Source organism: Nonomuraea sp. IBHARD001 (genome assembly GCF_056106265.1).
On sequence record NZ_JBWBBW010000002.1, the window covers coordinates 6,808,254 to 6,831,187 of the forward strand.

Annotated in this window: 16 protein-coding genes and 1 pseudogene; 9 read left to right on the plus strand and 8 right to left on the minus strand. The window is 69.9% G+C overall.

The window, feature by feature from the left end:
- Positions 1-79 precede the first annotated feature (79 nt).
- Positions 80-1,042: an AraC family transcriptional regulator gene (locus ACTWNK_RS32685; protein WP_474308768.1), complete on the plus strand. Its 963-nt coding sequence runs from the start codon at positions 80-82 to the stop codon at positions 1,040-1,042.
- Positions 1,043-1,060: 18 nt separating this feature from the next.
- Here the strand turns inward: ACTWNK_RS32685 and recQ are convergent, their stop codons facing one another.
- Together recQ and ACTWNK_RS32695 are read right to left on the minus strand one after the other, a co-directional pair.
- Entirely contained in the window at positions 1,061-2,971 is a 1,911-nt protein-coding gene (recQ, locus tag ACTWNK_RS32690) for a DNA helicase RecQ (protein WP_474308769.1), read from the minus strand.
- Between the two features lie 164 nt (positions 2,972-3,135).
- On the minus strand, positions 3,136-5,685 hold the full coding sequence (locus ACTWNK_RS32695; RefSeq protein WP_474308770.1) for a glycosyl hydrolase family 18 protein: 2,550 nt from the start codon (positions 5,683-5,685) through the stop codon (positions 3,136-3,138).
- A gap of 239 nt (positions 5,686-5,924) precedes the next feature.
- Between ACTWNK_RS32695 and ACTWNK_RS32700 the strand changes: the two genes are divergently transcribed.
- The 3 genes from ACTWNK_RS32700 to ACTWNK_RS32710 all read left to right on the plus strand — a co-directional run bounded on the left by ACTWNK_RS32700 (position 5,925) and on the right by ACTWNK_RS32710 (position 7,604).
- Positions 5,925-6,770 (plus strand): dioxygenase family protein, encoded by an 846-nt coding sequence (locus ACTWNK_RS32700; RefSeq protein ID WP_474308771.1) that lies wholly within the window; start codon positions 5,925-5,927, stop codon positions 6,768-6,770.
- A 42-nt stretch (positions 6,771-6,812) separates the two neighbouring features.
- The gene (locus tag ACTWNK_RS32705; protein ID WP_474308772.1) at positions 6,813-7,181 is read left to right on the plus strand and encodes a hypothetical protein; all 369 of its coding nucleotides are present in this window, start codon (positions 6,813-6,815) and stop codon (positions 7,179-7,181) included.
- Between the two features lie 93 nt (positions 7,182-7,274).
- Positions 7,275-7,604: a TraR/DksA family transcriptional regulator gene (locus tag ACTWNK_RS32710; protein WP_474308773.1), complete on the plus strand. Its 330-nt coding sequence runs from the start codon at positions 7,275-7,277 to the stop codon at positions 7,602-7,604.
- A gap of 4 nt (positions 7,605-7,608) precedes the next feature.
- Here the strand turns inward: ACTWNK_RS32710 and ACTWNK_RS32715 are convergent, their stop codons facing one another.
- Genes ACTWNK_RS32715 through ACTWNK_RS32735 form a run of 5 tightly spaced genes read right to left on the minus strand, consistent with a single transcriptional unit; the run spans position 7,609 to position 13,129 of the window.
- Positions 7,609-8,535, minus strand: coding sequence for an ABC transporter ATP-binding protein (locus ACTWNK_RS32715; RefSeq protein ID WP_474311043.1), 927 nt, complete (start codon positions 8,533-8,535; stop codon positions 7,609-7,611).
- Between the two features lie 29 nt (positions 8,536-8,564).
- Positions 8,565-9,512 carry an ABC transporter ATP-binding protein gene (locus ACTWNK_RS32720; protein WP_474308774.1) on the minus strand — a complete coding sequence of 316 codons (948 nt, stop codon included), beginning with the start codon at positions 9,510-9,512 and terminating at the stop codon, positions 8,565-8,567.
- Positions 9,502-10,488, minus strand: a complete 987-nt coding sequence (locus ACTWNK_RS32725; RefSeq protein WP_474311045.1) for an ABC transporter permease — start codon at positions 10,486-10,488, stop codon at positions 9,502-9,504. The genes ACTWNK_RS32720 and ACTWNK_RS32725 overlap by 11 nt, the downstream gene beginning before the upstream one ends.
- Before the next feature lie 2 nt (positions 10,489-10,490).
- Complete coding sequence (locus ACTWNK_RS32730; protein ID WP_474308775.1) at positions 10,491-11,444, minus strand: ABC transporter permease; 954 nt, start codon at positions 11,442-11,444, stop codon at positions 10,491-10,493.
- The gene (locus ACTWNK_RS32735) at positions 11,441-13,129 is read right to left on the minus strand and encodes an ABC transporter substrate-binding protein (RefSeq protein WP_474308776.1); all 1,689 of its coding nucleotides are present in this window, start codon (positions 13,127-13,129) and stop codon (positions 11,441-11,443) included. Before ACTWNK_RS32735 ends, ACTWNK_RS32730 begins: the two co-directional genes overlap by 4 nt.
- A gap of 117 nt (positions 13,130-13,246) precedes the next feature.
- Between ACTWNK_RS32735 and ACTWNK_RS32740 the strand changes: the two genes are divergently transcribed.
- The 3 genes and pseudogenes from ACTWNK_RS32740 to ACTWNK_RS32750 all read left to right on the plus strand — a co-directional run bounded on the left by ACTWNK_RS32740 (position 13,247) and on the right by ACTWNK_RS32750 (position 17,577).
- Complete coding sequence (locus ACTWNK_RS32740) at positions 13,247-15,508, plus strand: immune inhibitor A domain-containing protein (protein WP_474308777.1); 2,262 nt, start codon at positions 13,247-13,249, stop codon at positions 15,506-15,508.
- 51 nt (positions 15,509-15,559) lie between these two features.
- Positions 15,560-16,627, plus strand: a pseudogene (locus ACTWNK_RS32745) (DPP IV N-terminal domain-containing protein); the annotation flags it as partial.
- 362 nt (positions 16,628-16,989) lie between these two features.
- Entirely contained in the window at positions 16,990-17,577 is a 588-nt protein-coding gene (locus tag ACTWNK_RS32750; RefSeq protein ID WP_474308778.1) for a prolyl oligopeptidase family serine peptidase, read from the plus strand.
- A 120-nt stretch (positions 17,578-17,697) separates the two neighbouring features.
- Here ACTWNK_RS32750 and ACTWNK_RS32755 read toward each other — a convergent pair whose 3' ends face one another.
- Entirely contained in the window at positions 17,698-19,674 is a 1,977-nt protein-coding gene (locus ACTWNK_RS32755; protein WP_474308779.1) for an MFS transporter, read from the minus strand.
- Here ACTWNK_RS32755 and ACTWNK_RS32760 point away from each other — a divergent pair.
- Complete coding sequence (locus ACTWNK_RS32760) at positions 19,577-20,377, plus strand: AraC family transcriptional regulator (RefSeq protein ID WP_474308780.1); 801 nt, start codon at positions 19,577-19,579, stop codon at positions 20,375-20,377. The two genes, ACTWNK_RS32755 and ACTWNK_RS32760, sit on opposite strands and share 98 nt — an antisense overlap.
- A gap of 758 nt (positions 20,378-21,135) precedes the next feature.
- Positions 21,136-22,341: a DNRLRE domain-containing protein gene (locus ACTWNK_RS32765; protein ID WP_474308781.1), complete on the plus strand. Its 1,206-nt coding sequence runs from the start codon at positions 21,136-21,138 to the stop codon at positions 22,339-22,341.
- Positions 22,342-22,934: the final 593 nt, after the last annotated feature.

The window sequence follows — 22,934 nt, forward strand, 5'->3', positions numbered from 1 at the left end:
TTTGCGGCCGATCGGCGTATCTTCCATTAAGAGGGAGGGCTCGTACTTTAAGAATCGTCCAGCGGGCACGGGTCTGATCATGAGTGATGCGCTGACCGAGGTACTCGCCCCGTTACGGCTTCGCGGGGTGTTCCACAGCCATTGGCGTGCCGAAGGGGCGTGGGGGGTGCACGGGGACGAGGAGCATTGCGCCGTGCTGCACTACGTGCTGGAGGGGACCTGCTGGCTGACGCCGCCGCCGGGGGCCGCGTGGGAGGCGGTGCTGTTGCGGGCCGGTGATCTGGCCGTCTTTCCGCACGGCTCGGCCCATGCGCTCAGCGATCGGCCGGGCCGCAGCACGCTGCCGCTGGACGCCGTGCTGCCCGACCGGGCTCCCGGGACGTCGGCTCCGCTGGACTTCGGCACGGCGTCGGCCCCGGAGCCCGGTGCGGTCACCGTCATGATGTGCGGCGGGCTGCACTACGACCCGGACGGGGAGTCGCTCATCTATCGGGCGTTGCCGCCCGTGCTGGTGCTGCCCGCCGAGGTGGTGGCGCGTGAGCCGCTGCTGGAGTTCACCTTGCGCAATCTGGCCAAGGAGAGCGGGCAGCCGGGGCCCGGGGCCGAGTTGGTGGCGTTGCGCGGGTTCGAGATGGCGTTCGTGCTGGCGTTGCGGTTGTCGTTCGAGGAGTGCCCGCACACGCATTCGGCGTTGCGCGCGCTCGGGCATCCGGCGATCGGCCGGGCGTTGCACCTGATACACGGGCGTTTCGCCGAGCCGTGGACGGTGGCCGGGCTGGCCAGGGAGGCGGGCATGTCGCGTTCGGCCTTCGCCGCCACCTTCCGCGACCTGGTCGGCGACAGCCCCGGCCGCCACCTCACCGACCGCCGCATGCGCGAGGCCGCCCGCCTGCTGCGCGAGAGCGCCCTGCCGATCGCCACCGTCTCCACCCAGGTCGGCTACGCCAGCGTCGTCGGCTTCCACCTCGCCTTCCACACCTGGTCCGGCCTCCCCCCGGGCGAATTCCGCCGCCGGACCTCCCACACCACCGCCCGCCCCTGAGGACCTCGGACCGGCCGCCTAAAGATCAAGCCCCTCCTGCTCGCCCCCGGCCGCGTCCACCCTGATCTTGCCCTCGCCGCCGCCGAGCACGTCGAGGAGTTGCTCGCCGTACTTGGCCAGTTTGTTCTCGCCGACGCCGCTGACCGTGGACAGCTCGGACAGCGTGGCGGGAGCGCGGGTGGCGATCTCGCGGAGGGTGGCGTCGTGGAAGATGACGTAGGCGGGGACGGCCTGTTCCTTGGCACTGGCGGCTCGCCAGGCGCGCAGGCGCTCGAAGACGGGAGTGGCCTCGGCGGGCATCTCGGCCGCGGGGGTGGCGGTGCGGGTGCCGCCGGACTTGGCGGAGCGGGACGAGCGGGCCGGTTTGGCGCTTTCGCGGCGCATCGAGACCTGGCGCTGACCCCGCAGGACGTCGGCGCTGGCGTCGGTCATGACGACGGTGCCGTAGTCGCCCTCGACGGTGAGCAGGCCCTGGGCCAGGAGTTGGCGCACCACACCACGCCACTCGGCCTCGCTCAGCTCGGTGCCGATGCCGAACACGGTGAGCGTGTCGTGGTCGTGCTGGATGACCTTGTCGGTCTTCTTGCCGAGCAGGATGTCGATGAGCTGGCCCGCGCCGAACTTCTGGCGGCGCTCGCGCTGCAGCCGCAGCACGGTGGACAGCAGCTTCTGCGCCGCGATCGTGCCGTCCCAGGCCTGCGGCGGGGTCAGGCAGGTGTCGCAGTTGCCGCAGCCGGCGTCATGCGGCTCCTGCGGCTGGCCGAAGTAGGCGAGCAGCCGCGAACGGCGGCAGTCGACGGTCTCGCACAGGGCCAGCATCGCGTCGAGGTGCCCGCCGAGCCTGCGGCGATGGGTCTCGTCGCCCTCAGACGTCTGGATCATGCGGCGCTGCTGCACGACGTCCTGCAGCCCGTAGGCCAGCCAGGCGGTCGAGGCCTGTCCGTCACGCCCGGCGCGACCGGTCTCCTGGTAGTAGCCCTCGACCGACTTGGGCAGGTCGAGATGGGCCACGAACCGCACGTCCGGCTTGTCGATGCCCATGCCGAACGCGATCGTCGCGACCATGACCAGCCCGTCCTCGCGCAGGAAGCGGGACTGGTTGTCGGCACGCGTGCGCGCGTCGAGACCGGCGTGGTACGGCAGCGCCTCGATGCCCTGCTCGACCAGGAAGGCCGCGATCTTCTCCACCGACGCCCTGGACAGGCAGTAGACGATGCCCGCGTCGCCCTTGTGCTCGGTGCGCAGCAGGTCGAGCAGCTGCTTCTTCGGCTCGTGCTTGGCCACGATGCGGTATTGGATGTTGGGCCGGTCGAAGCTGGAGACGAAGTGGCGCGCCTGCTCCAGATTGAGCCGGGAGGCGATCTCGGCCCTGGTCGCCTCGGTCGCCGTCGCGGTCAGCGCGATGCGCGGGATGCCGGGCCAGCGCTCGTGCAGGGCGGAGAGGGCGAGGTAGTCGGGCCTGAAGTCGTGGCCCCACTGCGCCACGCAGTGCGCCTCGTCGATGGCGAACAGCGAGATGCGCCCCCGGTCGAGCAGCCGCAGCGCCTGCTCGCTGCGCAGCCGTTCGGGGGCGAGGTAGAGCAGGTCGAGCTCGCCCGCGACGAAGGCCGCCTCGACCGTGCGGCGCTCGTCGGCGTCCTGGGTGGAGTTGAGGAACCCGGCCCGCACGCCGAGTGCGGTCAGCGCGTCGACCTGGTCCTGCATGAGGGCGATCAGCGGCGAGACCACCACACCCGTGCCCGGTCTGACCAGGGCGGGGATCTGGTAGCACAGCGACTTGCCGCCGCCGGTCGGCATGAGCACGAGCGCGTCGCCGCCTTCGACGACGTGGTCGATGATCTCCTGCTGGCCCGGCCTGAAGGAGTCGTAACCGAACACGCGGCGCAGCACGCCCAGCGGCCCCTCGGGGGCGATCTCAGCCGATGACATCGCGCCAGTCTACGAGCCGTGCGGAGCCGCAAAGCGGTATGCGGAGATCTGTGGACAACTGAGTGATCTTGCTGCCCCCTGTGGAAAAGGCCCCCGCCGGGACAGCCCAAGATCCGGGCCCCGCGTACACGAGGCCCGGATCTCAGCTCACCGCGCGGACGCGGCTACCGCAGACCGGCGTCGACGGCGGTGGTCAGGGTGGCGTTGGCGGTGTCGCCGGACATCTCCCAGATCATCGCGCCGAGCAGACCCTTGCTCTTCAGCCAGGCGGTCTTCTTCTGGATCGACCAGACGTCGTCGAAGGTCCACCACTGCCCACCGGCTCCGGTGTAGCAGTACGTGGCGATGGATACCTCGTCGTGCCTGGGGGTGCAGTTCGGCACGCTGGCCAGCAGGTTGCTGTACCCGCGCGTGCCCGCCTCGGCCGCGAACTGGCCGGGCGCGGCGCCGGTGGCCGACTGCCACTCGCCCGCCTTGCCGCCGTCGGCGACTCCCTGCCAGCCCCGGCCGTAGTAGGCCAGGCCGACCGTGATCTTGCGCGGCGGCACGCCTGCCTGCAGGTAGGCGTTGACCGCGTTCTCCACGCTGAAGTGGAAGTTGTAGGGGTCGTCGGCGTCGGCGTACAGGTTGCCCTGGTGGCCAGTGCGGTTCGGCTCCCACGAGTTGTCGCTGCCCGAGCCGTGGAAGTCGTAGCCCTGGACGTTGAAGATGTCCATGGACTTGGCTACCTCGGCCAGGTCCCAGCCGGACTCGATCTTGGCCGGGTCGGCGGGGGTGAAGGCGGTCAGCTGGTAGCGCTTGCCCGTGGTGAGGGTGAGCGCGTCGAGCTGCTTCCTGAACTCGGCGATCAGCAGCGTGTTGTTCGCCTTGTCGTTGGCCCCGATGTGGTTGCCGGCGTGTCCTTCGGCGCCGGGCCACTCCCAGTCGAGGTCGATGCCGTCGAAGATGCCGGCGCCGGTGCCGGGACCGCCCGCGGCGTTGTACACGGGCAGGTTGCCCTTGATGTAGATGTCGATGCAGGAGGCGACGAACTTCTTGCGCGCGGCGTCGGTGGCGGCCACGTCGGAGAAGTACTTGGAGTAGGTCCAGCCGCCGAGCGAGATCAGCACCTTGAGGTGCGGGTGCTTGGCCTTGAGCTTCTTGATCTGGTTGTAGTTGCCGCGCAGCTTCTCCCAGCCGGTGTCGGCGACGCCGTCGACCGACTGGCCCGAGGAGAACGGACGGCCGTAGTCGGCGTCGGCGTCACCGGCGCCGTCGCCCTCGTTCGGGTCCTGGGGCTGGCCCGACGTGCCCTTGGTGACACCCTGCAGACAGGTCAGGTTGACCGGGTCGATGTTGCCGAAGGCGTAGTTGATGTGGGTGAGCTTGGCGGCGGCGCCGCTGGTGTCCAGGTTCTTGATGAAGAACTGGCGGCCGTAGATGCCCCACTGGACGAAGTAGCCGACCCTGGCGTAACCGCTGCCGATGATGTCGGCGGTGGTGACCTTCAGGGCGTTGCTGGCGCCGGACACGTTGTCGTACAGGTCGCGGGCCTTGACGGTGAAGGTGTACTCCGTCGAGGGCGACAGGCCGGTGATCGTGGCGGTGGTGCCGGAGGCGAGCGAGTTCAGCGTGGTGCCGATGTAGATGTCGTAGCCCGCGATGCCCGAGTTGTCGGTCGAGCCGTCCCAGGCCAGCGTGACCGTGTCGGACGACTTGGCGGTGCTGCGCAGGTTGCTCGGCGTGGTCGGGGCCTGCGTGTCGTCCGCGGGGTTGCGGGTGCGCACGGCCAGCGCGGCGCTGGCGGCCGACAGGTTGCCCTTACGGTCCTTGGCCTTGACGGTGAAGGTGTAGTCGGTGTTGGGCGTCAGGCCGGTGACCGTGGTGGCGGTGCCGGTGACGCTGGCGACCGAGGTCGTGCCGCTGTAGACCTCGTACCCGACGATGGGCAGGCTGCCCGCGACCGCGGCGTCCCAGGCCAGGCCCACGGTCTTGGTGGTCTTGACCGGGGAGCGGAAGTTGCCCGGCACGCTCGGAGGCGCGTCGGCGCTGCCGTCGCAGTTGACGTCGTTGACGCGGCAGCTGGTGGGCTGGGCGCCCGACTGGCTGACGGTGAAGGACGGGCTGTACGGCTCGGTGGTGCCGCCCGCGGCGACGTTGGTGTTGTAGTGCGCGGGGGTGAGGGTCACCGTACGGCCGGTCTGGCTGAGGCTGCCGTTCTGGGCGTTGGACGCGGTGACGTTGGCGGGCAGGTCGAAGACGACCGACCAGCCGTTGAGCGCGGTCGTGGAGTTGTTCTTGATCACGAACTTGGCCGAGGTGCCCGAGACGGTGTACTCCGCCTCGACGGGCGCCGACGGAGGCGGCGGGTCGCCGCTGCCGTCGCAGGCCGCGTTGTTGATCTTACAGTTCGCAGGCTGTACGGCCTGGCTGAGCGTGACGATGGGGCTATATGGATCGGTGTTGCCACCGGCCCTGACCGTGTTGATGTAGAAGGCGGGCACGAGCTTGACCTTCGTGCCGTTCTGCGTGATGGAGGCGTTCTGCGGGCTGGACGCCGTCACACCGGCAGGCAGGTCGAATGTTATCGACCAGCCGGTCACGGCGGCGGTGCCCGGGTTGCTGACGACGAACTTGCCCTGAGTTCCGGTCAGGGTGAAGTTCGCGATCAGGCGCGTCGCAGCTTGCGCGGGAACCGCGATAGCCGTGAGAGCTAGGAGGACGGGGAGAAGCATGAGGCCGATTCTGCGTCGCATCGGAACTCTTTCTATAAGGAAAGTTTCCTAAGAATTACGCGGATCGTAAGCATGCTTCCGGCCCGCCGCAAGGCCCAATTGCGCGAGCAACGGCTATATCACCGCGGTATGAAAATTTGGAGGGTACTGCATGGCCAGATGGCGATGTCAGCGTGAAAGCGGCTCACAAAGCCAGTCAAGCCAGTCACGCTCCCCCCGCAAGGCCATGGAGGCCCACCGTGGAAGCCGAGAACACCGGCGGCATCACCCGCAAGACCCTTCTCCGTGCAGCTTTGGTAGCAGCGCCACTGCCGCTCATCGCCGGAGTACCGGCCCTGGCCCGCACCGCCAGGGACACCGGTCTGCCGCTGGAGCCGACCCCTTTCTGCGACGATGACGACGATCCCACCATCGCGCAGACCGAGGGCCCTTACTTCAAGCCCAACTCGCCCCTGCGCAGCACTCTGACAGGGACGGGCACCGCGCTCACCGTGAGCGGATATGTGTTCGGCCTGGCGTGCCAGCCTCTCGCCAACGTCCTGCTCGACTTCTGGCAGGCCGACAATGCCGGCAACTACGACAACACCGGATTCCGGTTCCGCGGACACCAGTTCACCGACGCCAACGGCTACTACAAGCTGACGACGATCGTGCCCGGCCTCTACCCCGGCCGTACCCGGCACATCCACGTCAAGGCGCAGGCCCCGAACCGGCCGATCCTCACCACCCAGACGTACTTCCCCGGTGAGCCGCGCAACAGCACCGACACCATCTACGACCCGCGCCTGCTCATGAACGTGCGCACCGTCGGCAACGGCCGCGAGGCCACGTTCGACTTCGTGCTCAACGTTCCCGGCGTGCCGCCCACCACCCGCCCGCCGACCAGCCCCCCTCCCACCACCACGCCGCCCACCACCCAGCCCCCCACCACGGCTCCGCCCAGCGGGACCTGGCGTGCGGGCACGGCCTACGCCACGGGTGCGACGGTGTCCTACAACGGGCTGAACTACCGCTGCCTGCAGGGTCACACGGCCCTCGTCGGCTGGGAGCCCCCGAACGTCCCCGCGCTCTGGCAGCGCATCTGACCTCGGGTGCCCTTTTCCTCCCGCTGAGCTATGGTCAAGCCGATGACTGCTCGGCGGCGGGAGATGCGCAGGCCGGCTGCCGCTCAGGCGGCGGCCGGTCTGCTCCTGCTCGCCCTGCTCTTCGTCGCACTCTCCCCCGCCTGGTACGGCGAGAGCACGGGCCAGCGCGCCTCCAGCGCCACCGCCGACCTCTGGGTGCCCGGCTCCTGGGACGCCCAGACCACCACGCCGCCCCGCCTGTCGCCCACGGGCGCCGAGCACCAGCCGCCCGCCGGACTGGCGCGCCTCGTCCTGCCCTTCGAGGACGGATCGGCCCCACTGCTGCTGGGCTGGCGCAATCCCGGCCTGGTCACGGGGCCACAGCACGTTCCCCACCTCATCGCGGGCTCACGCAGCCCGCCGCTCGCCTGACTCCTTCCGACTGACACCCCGCCGTACGGCCAGGGTGTGCTCCGCCGTACCCATCCGGTGTCGAGCTCTTCTTCCAGCATCGAAGGAACCCTCATGACGAGCACAACGCTCAGCAGCGTGCAGCTGTCGGCCCTCCGCGACGAACTCGACGAGCAACTGCTCTGGTGGGCCAGGCACCTGGCCGAACTGGAGGCGACGATCGGCGACGGCACGGTCGACGGCAGTGCCAAGTCCGCGATGATCGCCGACATCGTCTCGGCCGAGCGGCACATCGTGGCCATCCGCGTGGCCCTTTCGGACCTGGCCGACGGCAGCTACGGCCGGTGCGACGCGTGCGGCTTCGCCGTGCCGTTCGACCGGCTCAAGATCAGGCCGCTGACCCGGCACTGCGTCGAGTGCGTGCGGAGCGCGACGCCCCGCTGACCGCTCAGCCCGGGAAGTGGCAGGCCACCCGCCCTCCGCCGAACTCCCGCAGGTCAGGCCGCTCCACCACGCAGATCGCGGCCGCCTTCGGGCAGCGCGGATGGAAGGCGCAGCCCGAAGGCGGCGCGGCGGGCGAGGGCGGGTCGCCGCGCAGCACGATGCGCTCACGTGCCCGCTCGGCCTTCGGGTCGGGCAGCGGCACGGCCGAAAGCAGCGCCCGGGTGTAGGGATGGGCCGGACTGTCGTATACGGCGTGCTTGTCGCCGATCTCGACGATGCGTCCCAGGTACATCACCACCACCCGGTCGCTGACCCGGCGCACCACCGACAGGTCGTGCGCGATGAACACGTACGTCAGGCCGAGCGTGCGCTGCAGTTCCTCCATCAGGTTGACGATCTGGGCCTGGACGGAGACGTCGAGCGCCGAGACCGGTTCGTCGGCGATGACCAGCTTCGGGCGGGTGGCCAGCGCCCTGGCGATGCCGATGCGCTGGGCCTGGCCGCCTGAGAACTCGTGCGGGTACCTGTCGATGTGCTCGGGGATGAGACCGACCAGCTCCAGCAGCTCGGCGACCTGCGGGCGCGGGTCGCGCACCCCCTGGACGACGAGCGGATTGGCGACGATCTGCCCGACGGTCTGCCGGGGGTTCAACGACGAGTACGGGTCCTGGAAGATCATCTGCAGGTCCCTGCGCAGGGGGCGCATGGCGTTCTGCCCGATGTGGGTGATGTCGCGCCCCTCGAAGGCGATCGACCCGCCGCTCGGCTCCAGCAGCCGGACGATCATCCGCCCGGTCGTGGACTTCCCGCATCCCGACTCGCCCACCAGCCCCAGCGTCTCGCCCTGCCGTACGGTGAACGACACCCCGTCAACGGCCCGTACGGCCAGGCCGCGGCGGCGGGCGAAGGGCGCCTTGAGCGGGAAGCTCATCCGCAGGTCGCGCACGGTCAGCAGGTCGCTCACGGGGTTCCTCCCAGGTGACAGGCGGCGAGCCTGCCGGGCAGCGGCTCGGCCAGTGCGGGCAGTTCGCTCGCGCAGCGGTCCATGCGGTGCGGGCAGCGCGGATGGAAGGGACAGCCGCCCGGCGGCGCCAGCAGCGAGGGCGGCGAACCGGCGATGGCGGGCATGGGCTCGTCGTCACCAGCGTTCAGGCGGGGCAGCGACTCCAGCAGCGCCGCGGTGTAGGGATGGCGCGGCGCGGCGAACAGGTCGTCGGCCGCGGCCCGCTCGGCCACCCGCCCGCCGTACATGACCAGCACCTCGTCCGCCGCCCTGGCCACGACGCCGAGGTCGTGGGTGATGAGCACGACGGCCAGGCCGCGTTCGCGCTGGATACGGGCGATGAGGTCGAGGATCTGCGCCTGTACGGTGACGTCGAGGGCGGTGGTCGGCTCGTCGGCGATGAGCAGGTCGGGCTCGCAGGCCAGCGCCATCGCGATCATCACACGCTGGCGCATGCCGCCGGAGAACTGGTGCGGATGGTCGCCTGCCCGCCTGCTCGGGAGCGGGATGCCGACCTCGCCGAGCGTCTCGACCGCGCGTTCGCGGGCGGCCCTGCGCGAGGTGCGGAAGTGCAGCCGGTAGGCCTCGGCGATCTGCTCGCCGACGGTGTAGTAGGGATGCAGCGACGACAGCGGGTCCTGAAAGATCATCGCCATCCGGCGTCCGCGCAGCCCGCGCAGCCGTTCCTCCGGCGCGCCGACCAGCTCCGTGCCGTTGAAGCGGATCGAGCCCGTCACCGTGGCCGTGTCGTGCAGGCCCATCACGGCCAGGCTGGTGACCGACTTGCCCGAGCCTGACTCGCCGACGATACCGAGCGTGCGCCCCCGCTCCAGGCCGAAGCCGACGTCCTGGACCGCGCGCAGCCCCTTGAAGGCCACACCGAGCCCGCTGATCTCAAGAAGCATGACGCACCCTCGGGTCCACGACGCCGTAGAGCAGGTCCACGACCAGGTTGGCGATGACGATGAAGAACGCGGCCAGCAGGGTGGCGCCGAGTACGACCGGATGGTCCTGCGCGGTGATGCTGCCGACGGTGAGCTTGCCCACGCCCGGCAGACCGAAGATCGACTCGGTGATGATCGCCCCGCCGAGCAGCCCGCCCAGATCCATCCCGAAGATGGTCAGCACCGGTGTCAGCGCCGCCCGCAGCCCGTGCTTGACCACCACGGTGCGCCGCCGCAGCCCCTTGGCCCTGGCCGTGCGGATGTACGGCTCGGCCATCGTCTCGATCATCGACGAGCGGCTCTGCCTGGCGTACATCGCGGCCGAGAGCAGGGCCAGCGCGATCCAGGCCAGCACCAGGCTCTGCGCCCAGGCCAGCGGCCCCTCCGACAGCGGAACGTACGTGGGGTACGGAATGAGCTGCCACACCGTGACCACGACGTAGAGCAGCATCGGCCCGACGAAGTAGACCGGCAGCGCCGCCACGGCCACGGTGACGGTCACCAGCGTGCGGTCCAGCGCCGTGTCCTTGCGCAACGCCGATGCCACCCCCACGCTCAGCCCTCCGGCCAGCCACAGCGCGGCGGCGCCGAACGCCAGCGAGGCGGTGACGGGCAGGGCCTGCATGAGCAGGTCCCAGACCGGCTGGCCGCTCTGCCAGGAGTAGCCGAGGCACGGGAAGCCGCACTCGATGGCGTACTGCCCGGTGCCGAGCGTGCGCCCGGCGAAGATACCGGTGACATAGGCGGCGAACTGCGCCAGGACCGGCCGGTCCAGCCCCATCTGGTTGCGGATCTCGGCGATGCGCTCGGGCGAGCAGCTCTTGCCGCACGCGATGATCGCCGGATCGGTGGGCAGCAGGTAGAAGATCGTGAAGGTGACCACGCAGATGACCAGCAGCACCCCGGCCACCCCGCTCAGGCGCCGCAGCAGGAACATCGTCACGTGCGCGCCCCCTTCGGGTCGAGCGCGTCGCGCAGCCCGTCGCCGAGCAGGCTGAAGCCGAGCACGACGAGGAAGAGGCAGAGGCTGGGCACGACGAAGTACATGGGGTCGATCTGGTAGTAGACGACGGCCGAGGAGAGCATCTCCCCCCACGACGGCGTCGGCGGCCTGACCCCGATCCCGAGGAAGGACAGCGCCGCCTCCGCCGAGATCAGGCCGGGCACCAGCAGGGTGGAGTAGGCGATGATCGGCCCAGCGACGTTGGGCAGCACCTCGCGCAGCAGGATGCGCCGGTCCCTGGCCCCGCTGGTCCTGGCCGCGTCGACGAACTCCCTGCGCCTGACCGACAGCGTCTCCCCGCGTACGATGCGCGCGACGCCAGGCCAGCTGAACACACCGATGACGGCGATCAGCATGACGATCCGGTTGACGTCGGGCAGCACGGCCATCACCGCGATCATGAAGATCAGGCCAGGGAAGGACATGAGCAGGTCGATCAGACGGCTGATCACGGCGTCGACCCAGCCGCCGAAGTACCCGGCCGCGATGCCGAACAGGGTGCCGAGCAGCACCACGACCACGGCTCCCGCGAAGGCGATGAACAGCGAGATCCGCGTGCCGTGCACGATGCGGCTGAGGATGTCGCGGCCGCTGACCGGTTCGACGCCGAGCCAGTGCTCGGCGCTCACCCCGCCGAAGGCGCCCTTGGGCACTCCGGCCAGGTTGGCGTCGATGGCGGTGCGGTCGGGGGTCGCCGGGTCCCAGCCGCCCACCGCGGTGAGCAGCGGCGCGGCCAGGGCGACGACGACGAAGAAGGCGACGACGGCGAGTCCGGCCATCGCGGCCCGGTTCCTGCGGAGCCGCCCCCAGGCCAGGCGCCAGGGGGAGCGTCCCGCCGGGACGGCGAGTGCCGCCCCGGCGGTCTCCGCGAGCTGCGGAGTCACGCTCATGACAGGCTCGGGTCCTTCAGGCCGATCACCCCGAGGTCGGGATTGCCCTCCCAGATCGGGTGACCGACGGCTCCGGCGACGTTGGAGCCGAACAGGTTGTTCTGCTTGCCCCACTGGTAGGGGATCGCCGGGGACTTGGCCATGATCATGTCCTCGAGGTCGAGCCAGGCCCTGGTCGCGGCCTCGCCGTCCGACATGGCGTTGATCTCGTCGATCTTGGCCATGACCTCCTTGTCGGTGAACAGCGAGTGGTTGCCGCCGTCCCAGTTCTCGGTGATGGTGCGTCCGTCGAAGATGATCGGCAGGAAGGTGGAGCCCGACGGGTAGTCCGGGCACCAGCCGCCCATCTGCAGGTCGGGCGCCTTGGCCGGGTCGCTGGTGATGCCGCCGATCGCCGAGGCCTCGACCAGGTCGATCCGCATGTCGATGCCCACGCGCTTGAGCGCCACCTGGACGGCCTCGGCATTGGTCTTCCCGGCTCCCGCCGAGGCGACCATCTTGATCGTGAGTCCGCCCGCGTGCCCGGCCTCGGCCAGCAGGGCCTTGGCCCTGTCCACGTCGCCGGTCGGCGCGATGGCGAGAATGTCGCGCTTCTGACCGCCCGCCAGGCCCGGCGGCAGGATGGCGCCCGCGATCTCGGCCACCTGCGGTCCGCCCGCCGTGGTCTGCAGCGCCTCCTTGTCCACGGCGTAGTGCACGGCCAGCCGGGTCTTGACGTCGTCGAAGGGCGGGCGCGAGGTATTGAGGTGGATCATGCCGGTGCAGCCGTCGACCGTACTGGTCATGCGCTTCTGCAGTTGCGGGTTGGACAGCACCTTGGGCAGGGTCGCGAGCTGGACGTCGACATAGCCGACGGCCGAGCGGTCCGGGCCCTGGTCGGCGATCAGGCGGTCGTCGTTGGTCGCGCCGCCGCTGGTCTGCCTGACCACGATGCGGTCGGGATAGGCCTTGCGCACCTGGTCGGTCCCGGGGTCCCAGTGCTCGTTGCGCACCAGCACCATCTCGGACTTGCGGACGTACTTCTCGATCTTGTACGGGCCTGAGGAGAACGGGCGGTTGTCGTAGTCGACGCCGGTGTCCTTGGCCTGCGGGACCGGGGCGAACGTCGGCAGGGTGACCGTCTGGCCGAACTCGGCGACCGGGCGCTTGAGGGTGAAGACGATCGTGCGGTCGTCCGGGGTGGCGATCGAGGACAGGTGCTCGCCCTTGAGCGGGCCCTTGTACTTCTCGCCGCCCTCCAGGTAGAGGATGGCGTAGTTGGGGCCGCCGGGCAGTTCTGGGGAGAAGGAGCGCTCGACGTTGTACTTGACGTCCTGCGCCTTGACCGAGGTGCCGTCCTCGTACTTCACGCCTTCCTTGAGGGTGAAGGTCCACACCTTGCCGCCCTCGCTCGGCGTGCCGAGGTCGGTGGCCAGGTCGGGGACGATCTCGGAGCTGCCCGCCTTGTAGGTGGTCAGCGTGCGGTACAGCAGGCGGGTGCCGAATCCCATGTCGCGCATGGTCCAGTTGCGCGTCGGGTCGAGGTGCACGAAGTCCTGGTTGGCCAGGACGTAGAGGGTGCCGCCCTTCACCGGTCCGCCGCCCGCGGCGCTCTGCGGGGCGGCCTGCGGTTGCCCGCCGCCGCCTCCGCATCCGGCGAGGGCGAGCACTAAGACAGCGGCAGGCAGGCCGGATCTGCGGATCATTCAGTCACCTCATTGTGATCGTGAAGCCCAGGTGACGAGCAACATAAAATGTGAAATATTACATATCAAGTACTGTTACCAACCCGACACTTACCTGTCCGGAAGGAATCCCCCCACATGCGCAAGCCCTTAGCGGCTCTCTTCGGCGTGCTCTTAGCCGCCTCGGCGCTGCCCGCCCACGCGGCGCCGATGCCCGTTCCCTCAGGCGAAGGCCGCCATCCCGACGTGGTCAACCCCGTCGCCGTCGAGGAGCAGTCGCTCAGGAACAAGGCCATGCGCCAGGCGCTGGCCGCCTCCCCCGCCTCGGCGGCCAAGACCGGCGGCAAGGTCAGGATCGGCCGCCAGTACGTCGAACTCGCCCTCGAACGCAAGGACCGGGTCTTCACCGTCCTGTCGGAGTTCGGCGACCGGATCGACAACACCACGACACACGAGGGCGCGATCCGCTACGGCGGCGTGCCCGGCCCCAGGCACAACCGCATCCCCAGGCCCGATCCCAGGTACGACAACCACACGCTGTGGCGCAAGGACTTCAACCGCGCCTACTACCAGGCCGCCTACTTCGACGACAGGCCCGGCGCCAACTCGCTGCGCGCCTACTACCAGGTCCAGTCGGCGGGCCGGTACGACATCGACGGCTACGTCTCGGACTGGGTGCGGGTGCCCTACAACGAGTCCAGGTACGGCACGCCGCGCTGCGCCGACGGCCTGGACTGCGACACCCCGCTGTTCGACTTCGTGAAGGACTCGGCCAACGCCTGGTACGACGCCGAGCGGGCCAAGGGCCGCAGCAAGGCCGACATCGTCGCCGAACTGCGGACCTTCGACGTGTGGGACCGCTACGACCACGACTTCGACGGGAACTTCGACGAGCCAGACGGCTACCTCGACCGTTTCCAGATCATCCACGCGGGAGTCGACGAGACCTGGGGCGGCGGCGCGCAGGGCGAGGACGCGCTCTGGGCGGTCAACCACGACGCCTACTGGAACCTGCGCGGCGAGGCCGGCCCCGAGGGCAATCTGCGCGGCGGCACCCAGATCGGCGACACGGGCCTGTGGGTCGGCAAGTTCCTCACCGCGGGCGAGAACAGCGGCGTCGGTCTCATCGCCCACGAGTACGGCCACGACCTGGGCCTGCCCGACCTGTACGACGGCGGCGGCGGCAACAGTGTGGAGTTCTGGTCGCTGATGTCGAGCGGCTCCTACCTGAGCAGGAGCGGCGGGCCGACCGGCGAGTACCCGGGCGACCTCGACGCCTGGAGCAAACTACGCCTCGGCTGGCTGTCCTACGAACGGGCCACGGCGGCCACGCGCTCCACGCACACGCTCGGCGTGAGCTCCTACAACACGGCCGATCCGCAGGCCGTGCTCGTCGACCTGCCCCCGCGTACCGTGCGCACCGAACTCGTCGACCCGGCGCAGGGCGCCACGATGTGGTGGAGCGGCAAGGGCGACTACCTCAACGAGACGCTCACCCGCGACCTCGACCTCACCGGCCACTCCTCCCCCGTCCTGAACGCCAAGGTCTGGTACCAGATCGAGCAGGACTTCGACTTCCTGTACGCCGAGGTATCGCGGGACGGCAGGACCTGGACGCCGATCGGCGGCACGGTCGGCGGCGTGCCGATCCCCAGCGTGAACGGCGTGCCCGGCATCACCGGCTCCAGCGGCTGGGCCGATCTGAGCCTGCCGCTCGACGCCTACGCGGGCGAGCGCGTGCGGTTCAGGTTCCGCTACGCGACCGACACCAACACCGTGGAGAACGGCTTCCTGCTCGACGACGTCACCGGCGTGGTGAGCGACGACGTGGAGGGCGGCGAGGGCGACTGGACGGCGGTGGGCTTCAGCCGTACCGGCAGGACGGCCGTCAAGGAGCATCCCCGCGCCTACATCGCCGAGAACCGGCGGCACACCGGATACGGCGCCTACCTCAGGACCGGCCCGTACAGCAGGGGCTTCGCCACCGAGGTCTACGAGCACTACCCCTACCAGGAGGGCGTGCTGGTGTGGCTGTGGGACACCTTCCACACCGACAACGCCACCCGCTCGCATCCGGGCGAGGGCATGATCCTGCCGATCGACGCCCATCCGGTGCCGTTGCAGTGGAGTGACAACACGCCGGTCAACGGGCGGTTGCAGGTCTTCGACGCGCCGTTCGGCCTGGAGCGGACCGACCGGCTCGTCCTGCACAAGAACGGCGTCAGGACGGTCTTCCCGGCGCGGGCCGGCGTTTCCTCCTTCAACGACCGGACCGGCGTGTACTGGTACAGCACCAATCCGCTGCAGGGTGTGCGACCGCCGGACACCAACACCCGGATCGACGTGGTCAGGGACGGCGCCCGTACCAAGATCAAGGTTGGTCCGGTCTCGCCATCTTGAATGTGATGTGATATTTCACATTGCATGACCTTGGATGCCTCGCTCGCCCGTATGGCCGCCACCGGGCGGTTCACCCACGGCTCGCCCCGAGCCCTGACCGTCACGCCCGACGGCTCGCTGGTGCTGTTCCTGCGCTCCAGCGGGCCCGAGGACCCCGCCGACGGGCTCTGGGCGCTCGACCTCGGCACCGGCACGGAACGGCTGCTCGCCTCCCCCGGCGAAGGCCCGCACCCGCTGCCGCCGGAGGAACGGGCCCACCGCGAGCGGGTACGCCTGCATGCGCCCGGCATCGGCTCCTACGCCGTGTCCGGCGACGTGGCCGTCTACGCGCTCGGCGGGCGGGTGCACCGGGTCGGGATACGGACAGGCGAGGCGCGTGAGGTGCCGGTCGCGGGACCCGCGTTCGACCCCAGGCCGTGCGGCGAGCGCGTCGCGTACGTCAGCGGCGGGCGCCTGCACGTCGGCGAAGGCGCGGTCGACCGGGTGCTCGCCGCCGAGGAGGGCATCACCTGGGGAGTGGCCGAGTTCGCCGCCGCCGAGGAACTCGGCCGCTCGCGCGGGCACTGGTGGTCGCCCGGCGGCGACGCCCTGCTGGCCACCCGGGTCGACGAGTCGCACCTGCCCAGGCGGCTGCTGGCCGATCCCAGCACACCGGAGGCCGAGGCCGAGTCGCGTGCCTACCCGCAGGCCGGCGGGCCCAACGCCGAGCTGCGACTGCACCTACTGCGCCTCGACGGGACCCGGCTGCGCGTGCGCTGGGACGCAGGCGCCTATCCCTATTTGACCGACGTCGACTGGACCCGCGCCGACCGGCCGGTCCTCACCGTGCACGACCGCCTCCAGCAGCACGCCAGACTGCTGGCCGCCGACCTCACCACCGGCGCGACCAGTCCGATCGCCGAACTGTCCGACCCGCTCTGGCTCGAACACGTGCCGGGCACACCCTGCCTGCTGCCCGACGGCAGGGTCCTGAGCACACTGGAGGCCGAAGACGTGCGGAGCCTGGCCGCCGACGGCGTCGCCATCACCCCGCCGTGGATGTACGTACGCCGGGTCGCGGGGGCGCTCGGCGACGACCTCGTCATCGAGGCGCACGAGAGCGAACCCGCCGAGCAACACGTCTACCGCCTCAAGCCCGGCGGCACGCCCACACGCCTCACCCACGCGCCCGGCGTGCACACCGCGGTCACCGGCGGGTCCACCCTCGTCCTCGTCAGCGCCTCGCTCGCCGAAGGGCTCGTCACCTGCGTCGCGCACCCCGAAGGCGGGCAGGCCGTCCGGCTCGGCGACCTGTCCGCGGCCTCGCCGTACCGGCCGGAGCCGATCTTCGAGCGGGTCACCGCGCACGCGCTGCCCGCCGCCGTGCTCTACCCCGCAGGGCACGTGCGCGGGGAACGGCTGCCGGTGCTGGTCGACGTGTACGGCGGTCCCGGGTTCCAGGCGCTCGCCGCCGAGCCGGTGCGCTGGGTACGCAAGCAGTGGTGGGCCACCAGGGCTTCGCCGTCGTCACCATCGACAACCGCGGCACCCCGAACGTCTCACCCGCCTTCACCAAGGCCGTGCACCGAGGCCTGTCGCAGGTCGCGCTCGACGACCAGGTCGCCGGGCTGCTGGAACTCGCGGGCAAGCATCCCGACCTCGACCTGTCGCGGGTGGGGGTACGGGGCTGGTCCTACGGCGGGTACCTGGCCGCTCTGGCCGTGCTGCGACGGCCCGACGTGTTCCACGTGGCATGCGCCGGGGCGCCGCCGTCGGACTTCCGCTGGTACGACACCGCCTACACCGAGCGGTACCTCGGGATGCCCGACGAGAATCCGGAGGGGTACGCGGGCGATTCGCTGATCGGGGATGCAGGTCGGCTCGAACGGCCTTTGCTGCTGATGCACGGGCTGGCGGATGACAACGTGTATCCGTTGCACACATTGCGGTTGTCGCAGGCGTTGACGGCCGCTGGGCGGGGGCATGCGACCGTGCTGTTGCCCGGGGTCACGCATTTGACGCCTGGTGGGGTGGGGGAGCGGTTGATGGCCATTGAGCTGGACTTCTTGCGGGGGCATTTGGGGAGGTGAGGTGGGTGGGCTTTCGGGGGCTTTCGGGGGGTGGGCTTCGGGGGCGCTGGGATTTGTGGGGGCGTCGATCGGGCTGGGTGTTCTGCGAGCTGTTCGTGGACGTGGCTGCCGCGTCGGCTTTCACGGCTGCCGGTCGTGGGCCGCCCATGCGCCTGCTGCGAGTACCAGCGCGATCCCCATGAGCGCGATGGTGAGACCCCACTGCAGGTAGAACCCGCCCAGCAAGGCCACCGCCGTCGCCGATGCCAGCATCGGGCCCGTCGAGTTCAGCGCCGAGAGCGCACTCACGCCTTCGGGCCCGACATCCCTGACCAGCCTCGCCATCAGCGGCGCGTACCCCGCGCCATGCCCCAGACCGGCCAGCACCAGCGGCACCCACGACCACCCCTGCCCCTCCCCCGCCGACAGCAGCACCGCCACCCCCACCACCGACACGGCGAAAAGCCCCACCCCCGCCGAAGGCACATGCCGCCAGGCCAGCCTCGGCCCGACCAGACTCATCACCCCGAACGCCACCGTGAACGGCAGGAACGCCAATCCCGCACGCAACGGCGTGAACCCCTCTTCCCCCTGGAGATGCAAGGTCAGCGCGAACAGCAGAGCGGCGTACGCACCCGCCATCGCCAGGCACGCCGCGAGCCCCGCCCACGCCCGCCGTACCGCGCCGAAGTCCAGCAACGGAGCCGGCGCCCGCCGCTCGTGCCGTGCGAACACCGCCAGCACGACCAGCCCGCCGCCGAGCACCGCCCACGTCCACGGCCGCCAGCCGTACTCCCTGCCCAGCAGCAGCGGCCCGACCACCCCCAGCATGCCACCGGTGAGCAGGAGCACACCGACCGGATCAAGCCCCGCCCGCCCACGCCCCACCCCCGGCAGCACCCGCCTCCCCGCCAGCACCGTCACCACGCCGATCGGTACATTGACCAGAAACACCGCACGCCACCCCACCTGCCACACAACCAGCCCGCCCACCACCTGGCCGAGCGCCGCCGCCAGCCCGATCGTGGCCGAGTACAGGCCGATCGCCCGCCTGCGCGCCTGCCCCTCGAACTCCACCTGGATCATCGCGAACACCTGCGGCATGACCAGCGCCGCCGCCGCAGCCTGCACCGTACGCGTCGCCACCAGCACCCACGTGACCGTGGCCAACGCACACACCGCCGACGCCACCGTGAACACACTCACCCCCGCCAGGAAGACCCGCCTCCGCCCCCACACGTCGCCCAGCCTGGCTCCGGTGACGATCAACACGCCCAGCGTGAGCGCGTACCCCGACGCGATGAGCTGCACACCGGCATCACCGGCGTCGAGTCCACGCTTGATCGCCGGAAGGGCTACCGCTGTCAGGCTGCTGTCCATGCTCACCGCCAGCTGGGCTGCGAGGAGAACGGCCAGGGTGGCTCGTTGGGTGCGCTTGGTTGGTTTGGTTCTAGGGGTCGCCGCGGTGGTCATGGGCGCAGGTTGGCAGGCGGAGGTACGGCCGGTCTTGAACGAATATGATCCCCGCTCTGGGGGCTTGGAGCTTGGGGCTTGGGTGTTGTTGTGGAGGTGAACGGGTGTGGGGCATCGCCCGAATCGGAGGCGCGTCCCAGGACCTGGCGGAGCCATGGTGACGGGAACCGGGTCGCCAGCGCAGGTCCCGCCACGGGAAAGACCCGACGAAGGCTCCCGGCCACGGCAAAGGCCGGCGCGACAAATGTCCAGACCACCACAAGTACCGCAGGCGCCCTGAAGCCCCAGATTCCCCGCAAGAGCCACCAGCCCGGCGCAAACCCGAGCCTTGACAAGGATCGACCGGCGACGAAGACCGAGGCGACCACAAAACCGCAGACGTGATGAAACCCGAGCCACGAAAAGGAGCACCGCGCGATGAAGACCGGCGTCACTCCAGGAACCGTCGGCGCGACGAAACCCCGAGCCGTGACAAGATCCGGCGCACGATGAAGACCAGGGTCGTCGCAGGGACCGGAGGCGTGACGCCGATCTGGGGTGGTGGCTGGTGGAGCTGACCGAGATCGCGGCCGCCTCGCCGGACTTCACGATCAGGGTGAGCTCCTGCGTCGCGATGACGGCGGACTGGTCCACGCCTCGCCCCATCGACACGCCCGAGGTGGTCCTGGTACGCCGTGGCAGCTTCCGCGTCCGCAGTGGCGGCGAGCGCCTCAGCCCCGACCCCACACTCGGCTACATCCTGGTACCAGGCAGGGAACACCGCGTCGCCCATCCCGCCGGCGACGACGTGTGCACGGTCATCACCGTCGGCGAACGCCTGTGGCACGACCTCACCGACGGCGAACCGCCCTCCACGGTCGCCGTACCGGTCGACGGCCGCCTCGAACTCTGCCACCGCCTCCTGTCCCACCACCGCCACGACATGTCGGTCATGACCGACCACCTGATCCGCATCCTGACCCTGATCGCCACCACCTCCCGCCCCGCCCACCACCGCGCCGCCACCTCCCGCCGCGGCGCCGCCCTCGCCGACGACGCCCGCGCCGCCCTGCTGGCCGACCACCCCGACGCCACCAACCTGATACGGCTCGCCCGCACGCTCGGCGTCTCCCCCGCCCACCTCAGCCGCTGCTTCGCCGCCCACTGCGGCATGCCGCTCACCCGCTTCCGTACCCGCCTGCGCGTCAGCCGGGCCCTGGCCCACCTGGAGTCAGGCGCCCACGACCTGGCCACCCTCGCCACCACCGTCGGCTTCGCCGACCAGTCCCACCTGTCCAGGGCTTTGCACGCCGAACTGGGACTACCACCGGGACGCGTACGAACACTGTTCGGCATCCACGACACATAGTTCGACAGTCACAGGCCACCCGGCCCCGGACGGTCACAGGGCACCTGCCCTCCGGGGGGTCGCAGGTCACCCGCCCAGGACGGTCGCAGGTCACCCGCCCAGGACGGTCGCAGGTCACCCGCCCATCGCTAGTCCTCAGTTCCCAGCCCTTGCCCAAGGTCGCTCGCCTCCGATCCCAACCTCAACTCCGACTGCGGCTTCGACCCGAACCTCAACCGCGACCGCGACCGTGACCACAGCCACAGCCACAGCCACGGCGACGGCGACGGCGAGCAGGGGCCACCCCGCCCCCGTCCTTGGCGCCGGCTCCTGGCCTTGCCCCTGCCCCTGCTCTGCCCCCCGCCCTGCCCCTGACTCTGCTCTGGCCCCTCCCTCGGCCCTGACTCCGACTCTGGCCCCTCCCGGCTCTGGCTCTGACCTCCGGCCCTACCCCGGCTCTGGCCCCGGCTCCTGGCCTTGGTCCTGCCCCGGCCCTGGCTCTGCCTCTGGCCCCTGCCCCGCCCTGACTCCGACTCTGGCCCCACCTCCAGTTCTGCCCCTGACCGCGGGCCAGGCTCCTGGCATCTCCCCCGACTCCGACTCCGGCACAACGTCGCCCACACATCGCCCCGTCGCTCGTCGCTTCCCTCACTCGCAGCACGCCGCTCGCCGCTCTACGTTCGAGACAAAAGATTCGGAAATCAAGCCGTCTTGCAAACAGGTGTTCTAATATGAACGAGGGAGAGTGACTGATCATCCATCAGAAACCGAGGTGACCCATGCACACGACCACCCCGCGCACGTCCAATCGGCTTCTGTCCCCCTTCACCGCCCTCCTGACCGCCACCCTCCTGACGGCCGCGTTCCTCGCTGTCCCCCACACCCCACCAGCATCCGCATCCACCGCCGCCCCCGAGCGACAGCACACCCTCACACTGCCCCTTCAGTCCCACGCCTGGATCGACTCCATCGGCTCGACCGACGCGACAGGCACGACGCTGTGGGCCGGCACCTATTCGACCGGCGAGACGCAAGTCCACGAGCGCTCCTACCTGCGCTTCGACGTCTCGCGTCTGGCGGGCAAGCGCATCACGTCCGCCGAGCTCCGCCTACGCAACACCCAGTCCTACGGCTGCGGCGAAAGCTACTCCCACATCTCGGTACAACGCGTCGCCACCCCATGGACAGGCAAGCGCCTGACCTGGACGAACAAGCCGGAAAGCGTCCCCACCACCGAGGCCGTCTCGCGAGGCCCCGGCACCTGCGACACCGACGGTCCGCCCTCCGGCGTGGACTGGACATGGTCCCTCACCGACATCGCCAGGGAATGGTCCAAAGGCACCCCCAACCACGGCCTTGCCCTACTCCCCTCCGACGAGCCCACCACTCCACTCCTCTACGACCATGCCTTCACCGCATCCCAATCCACAGCCGCACCCGAAACACACCCGCTCCTGACCATCACCTACACAGCCACAGCCACAGAGACCAGCCCCGCCCCAGGCACCAACCCCGACATCTCACGGTCGTCCACTCCGTCACGCCCCACCACGCCATCCGCGCTCACCACTTCATCACCCCAACGCCTTCTGCCACCCCGGCCCCCTCTGCCAACCCCTGCCGGTTCGCCGACGCCCGCAGAAACGACTGTCGAACAGGGTGCCGACACGTTACCCCCGTCCGTCGCGGCAACCTCGCCCAAGGACGGCTCCCAGTCCGTATCACCCGAGGCCGTGGTGACAGTCACGTTGAGCGAGCCCGCGACCCGCGTCTCCTTGACGATCCTCGACCTGGCACGCGGCACCACGATCGACGGCACGACAACCGTGAACTCGGCCGGCACAGTACTGACGTTCACCCCTGCCGAGCCGTTCGACGGCTACTTCCAAATCACCACGAGCGGCGCACGCGACACAGCAGGCAACACCATGCCCTCCCACACCTGGTGGTTCACCACCCGGTCTTCCACCCTCTTACGGGCGTAGCCCACCCTTACGGGCACAGCCCGCGACGCCTACGTGCGTACCCCGAACAGCAACTCCTCGGGCAAAGCGTTGCCCGATTACCAACTCTGCGAGGCCGGAGTGTTGCCCGATCAGCATCTCTTTGGGGCCCGGGTGTTGCCCAAGCAGCATCTCTTTGGACGTAGACCAAACAGCCAGCCTCACTTGCCCATAGGGCGTCTCGCCGTTCATGGGGCATCTCGCCTGCCCATAGGGCAACCCGCACGTCGCCCCAGAAGGCACATCTGGGAAGCACCTCAGGCCAACCCCCGGAAGACGCCTCAAGCTCGCCCCGCCAGGAGCTAACTGCAAGCCGCCCCCCGCAGGTACCTCAAGCTTCAAGCCCACCCTCCCGGAGGCCCGGCAAGCCCGCCCGAGGGCCCGTCAAGCCTTCCCGGGAAACACCCCGAGCTGCCCGCCAATCCCGCCATTCCCGCCAAGCCCTGCCAGGACCGGCCAGGACCGGCCAGGACCGGCCAGGACCGGCCAGGACCGGCCAAGCCTCGACCTAACACCTGCCAAAGCCGGTGAAAGCCCGTCAAACTTGGCCGGGTTTGGCCGCCCATGTGCGCCTG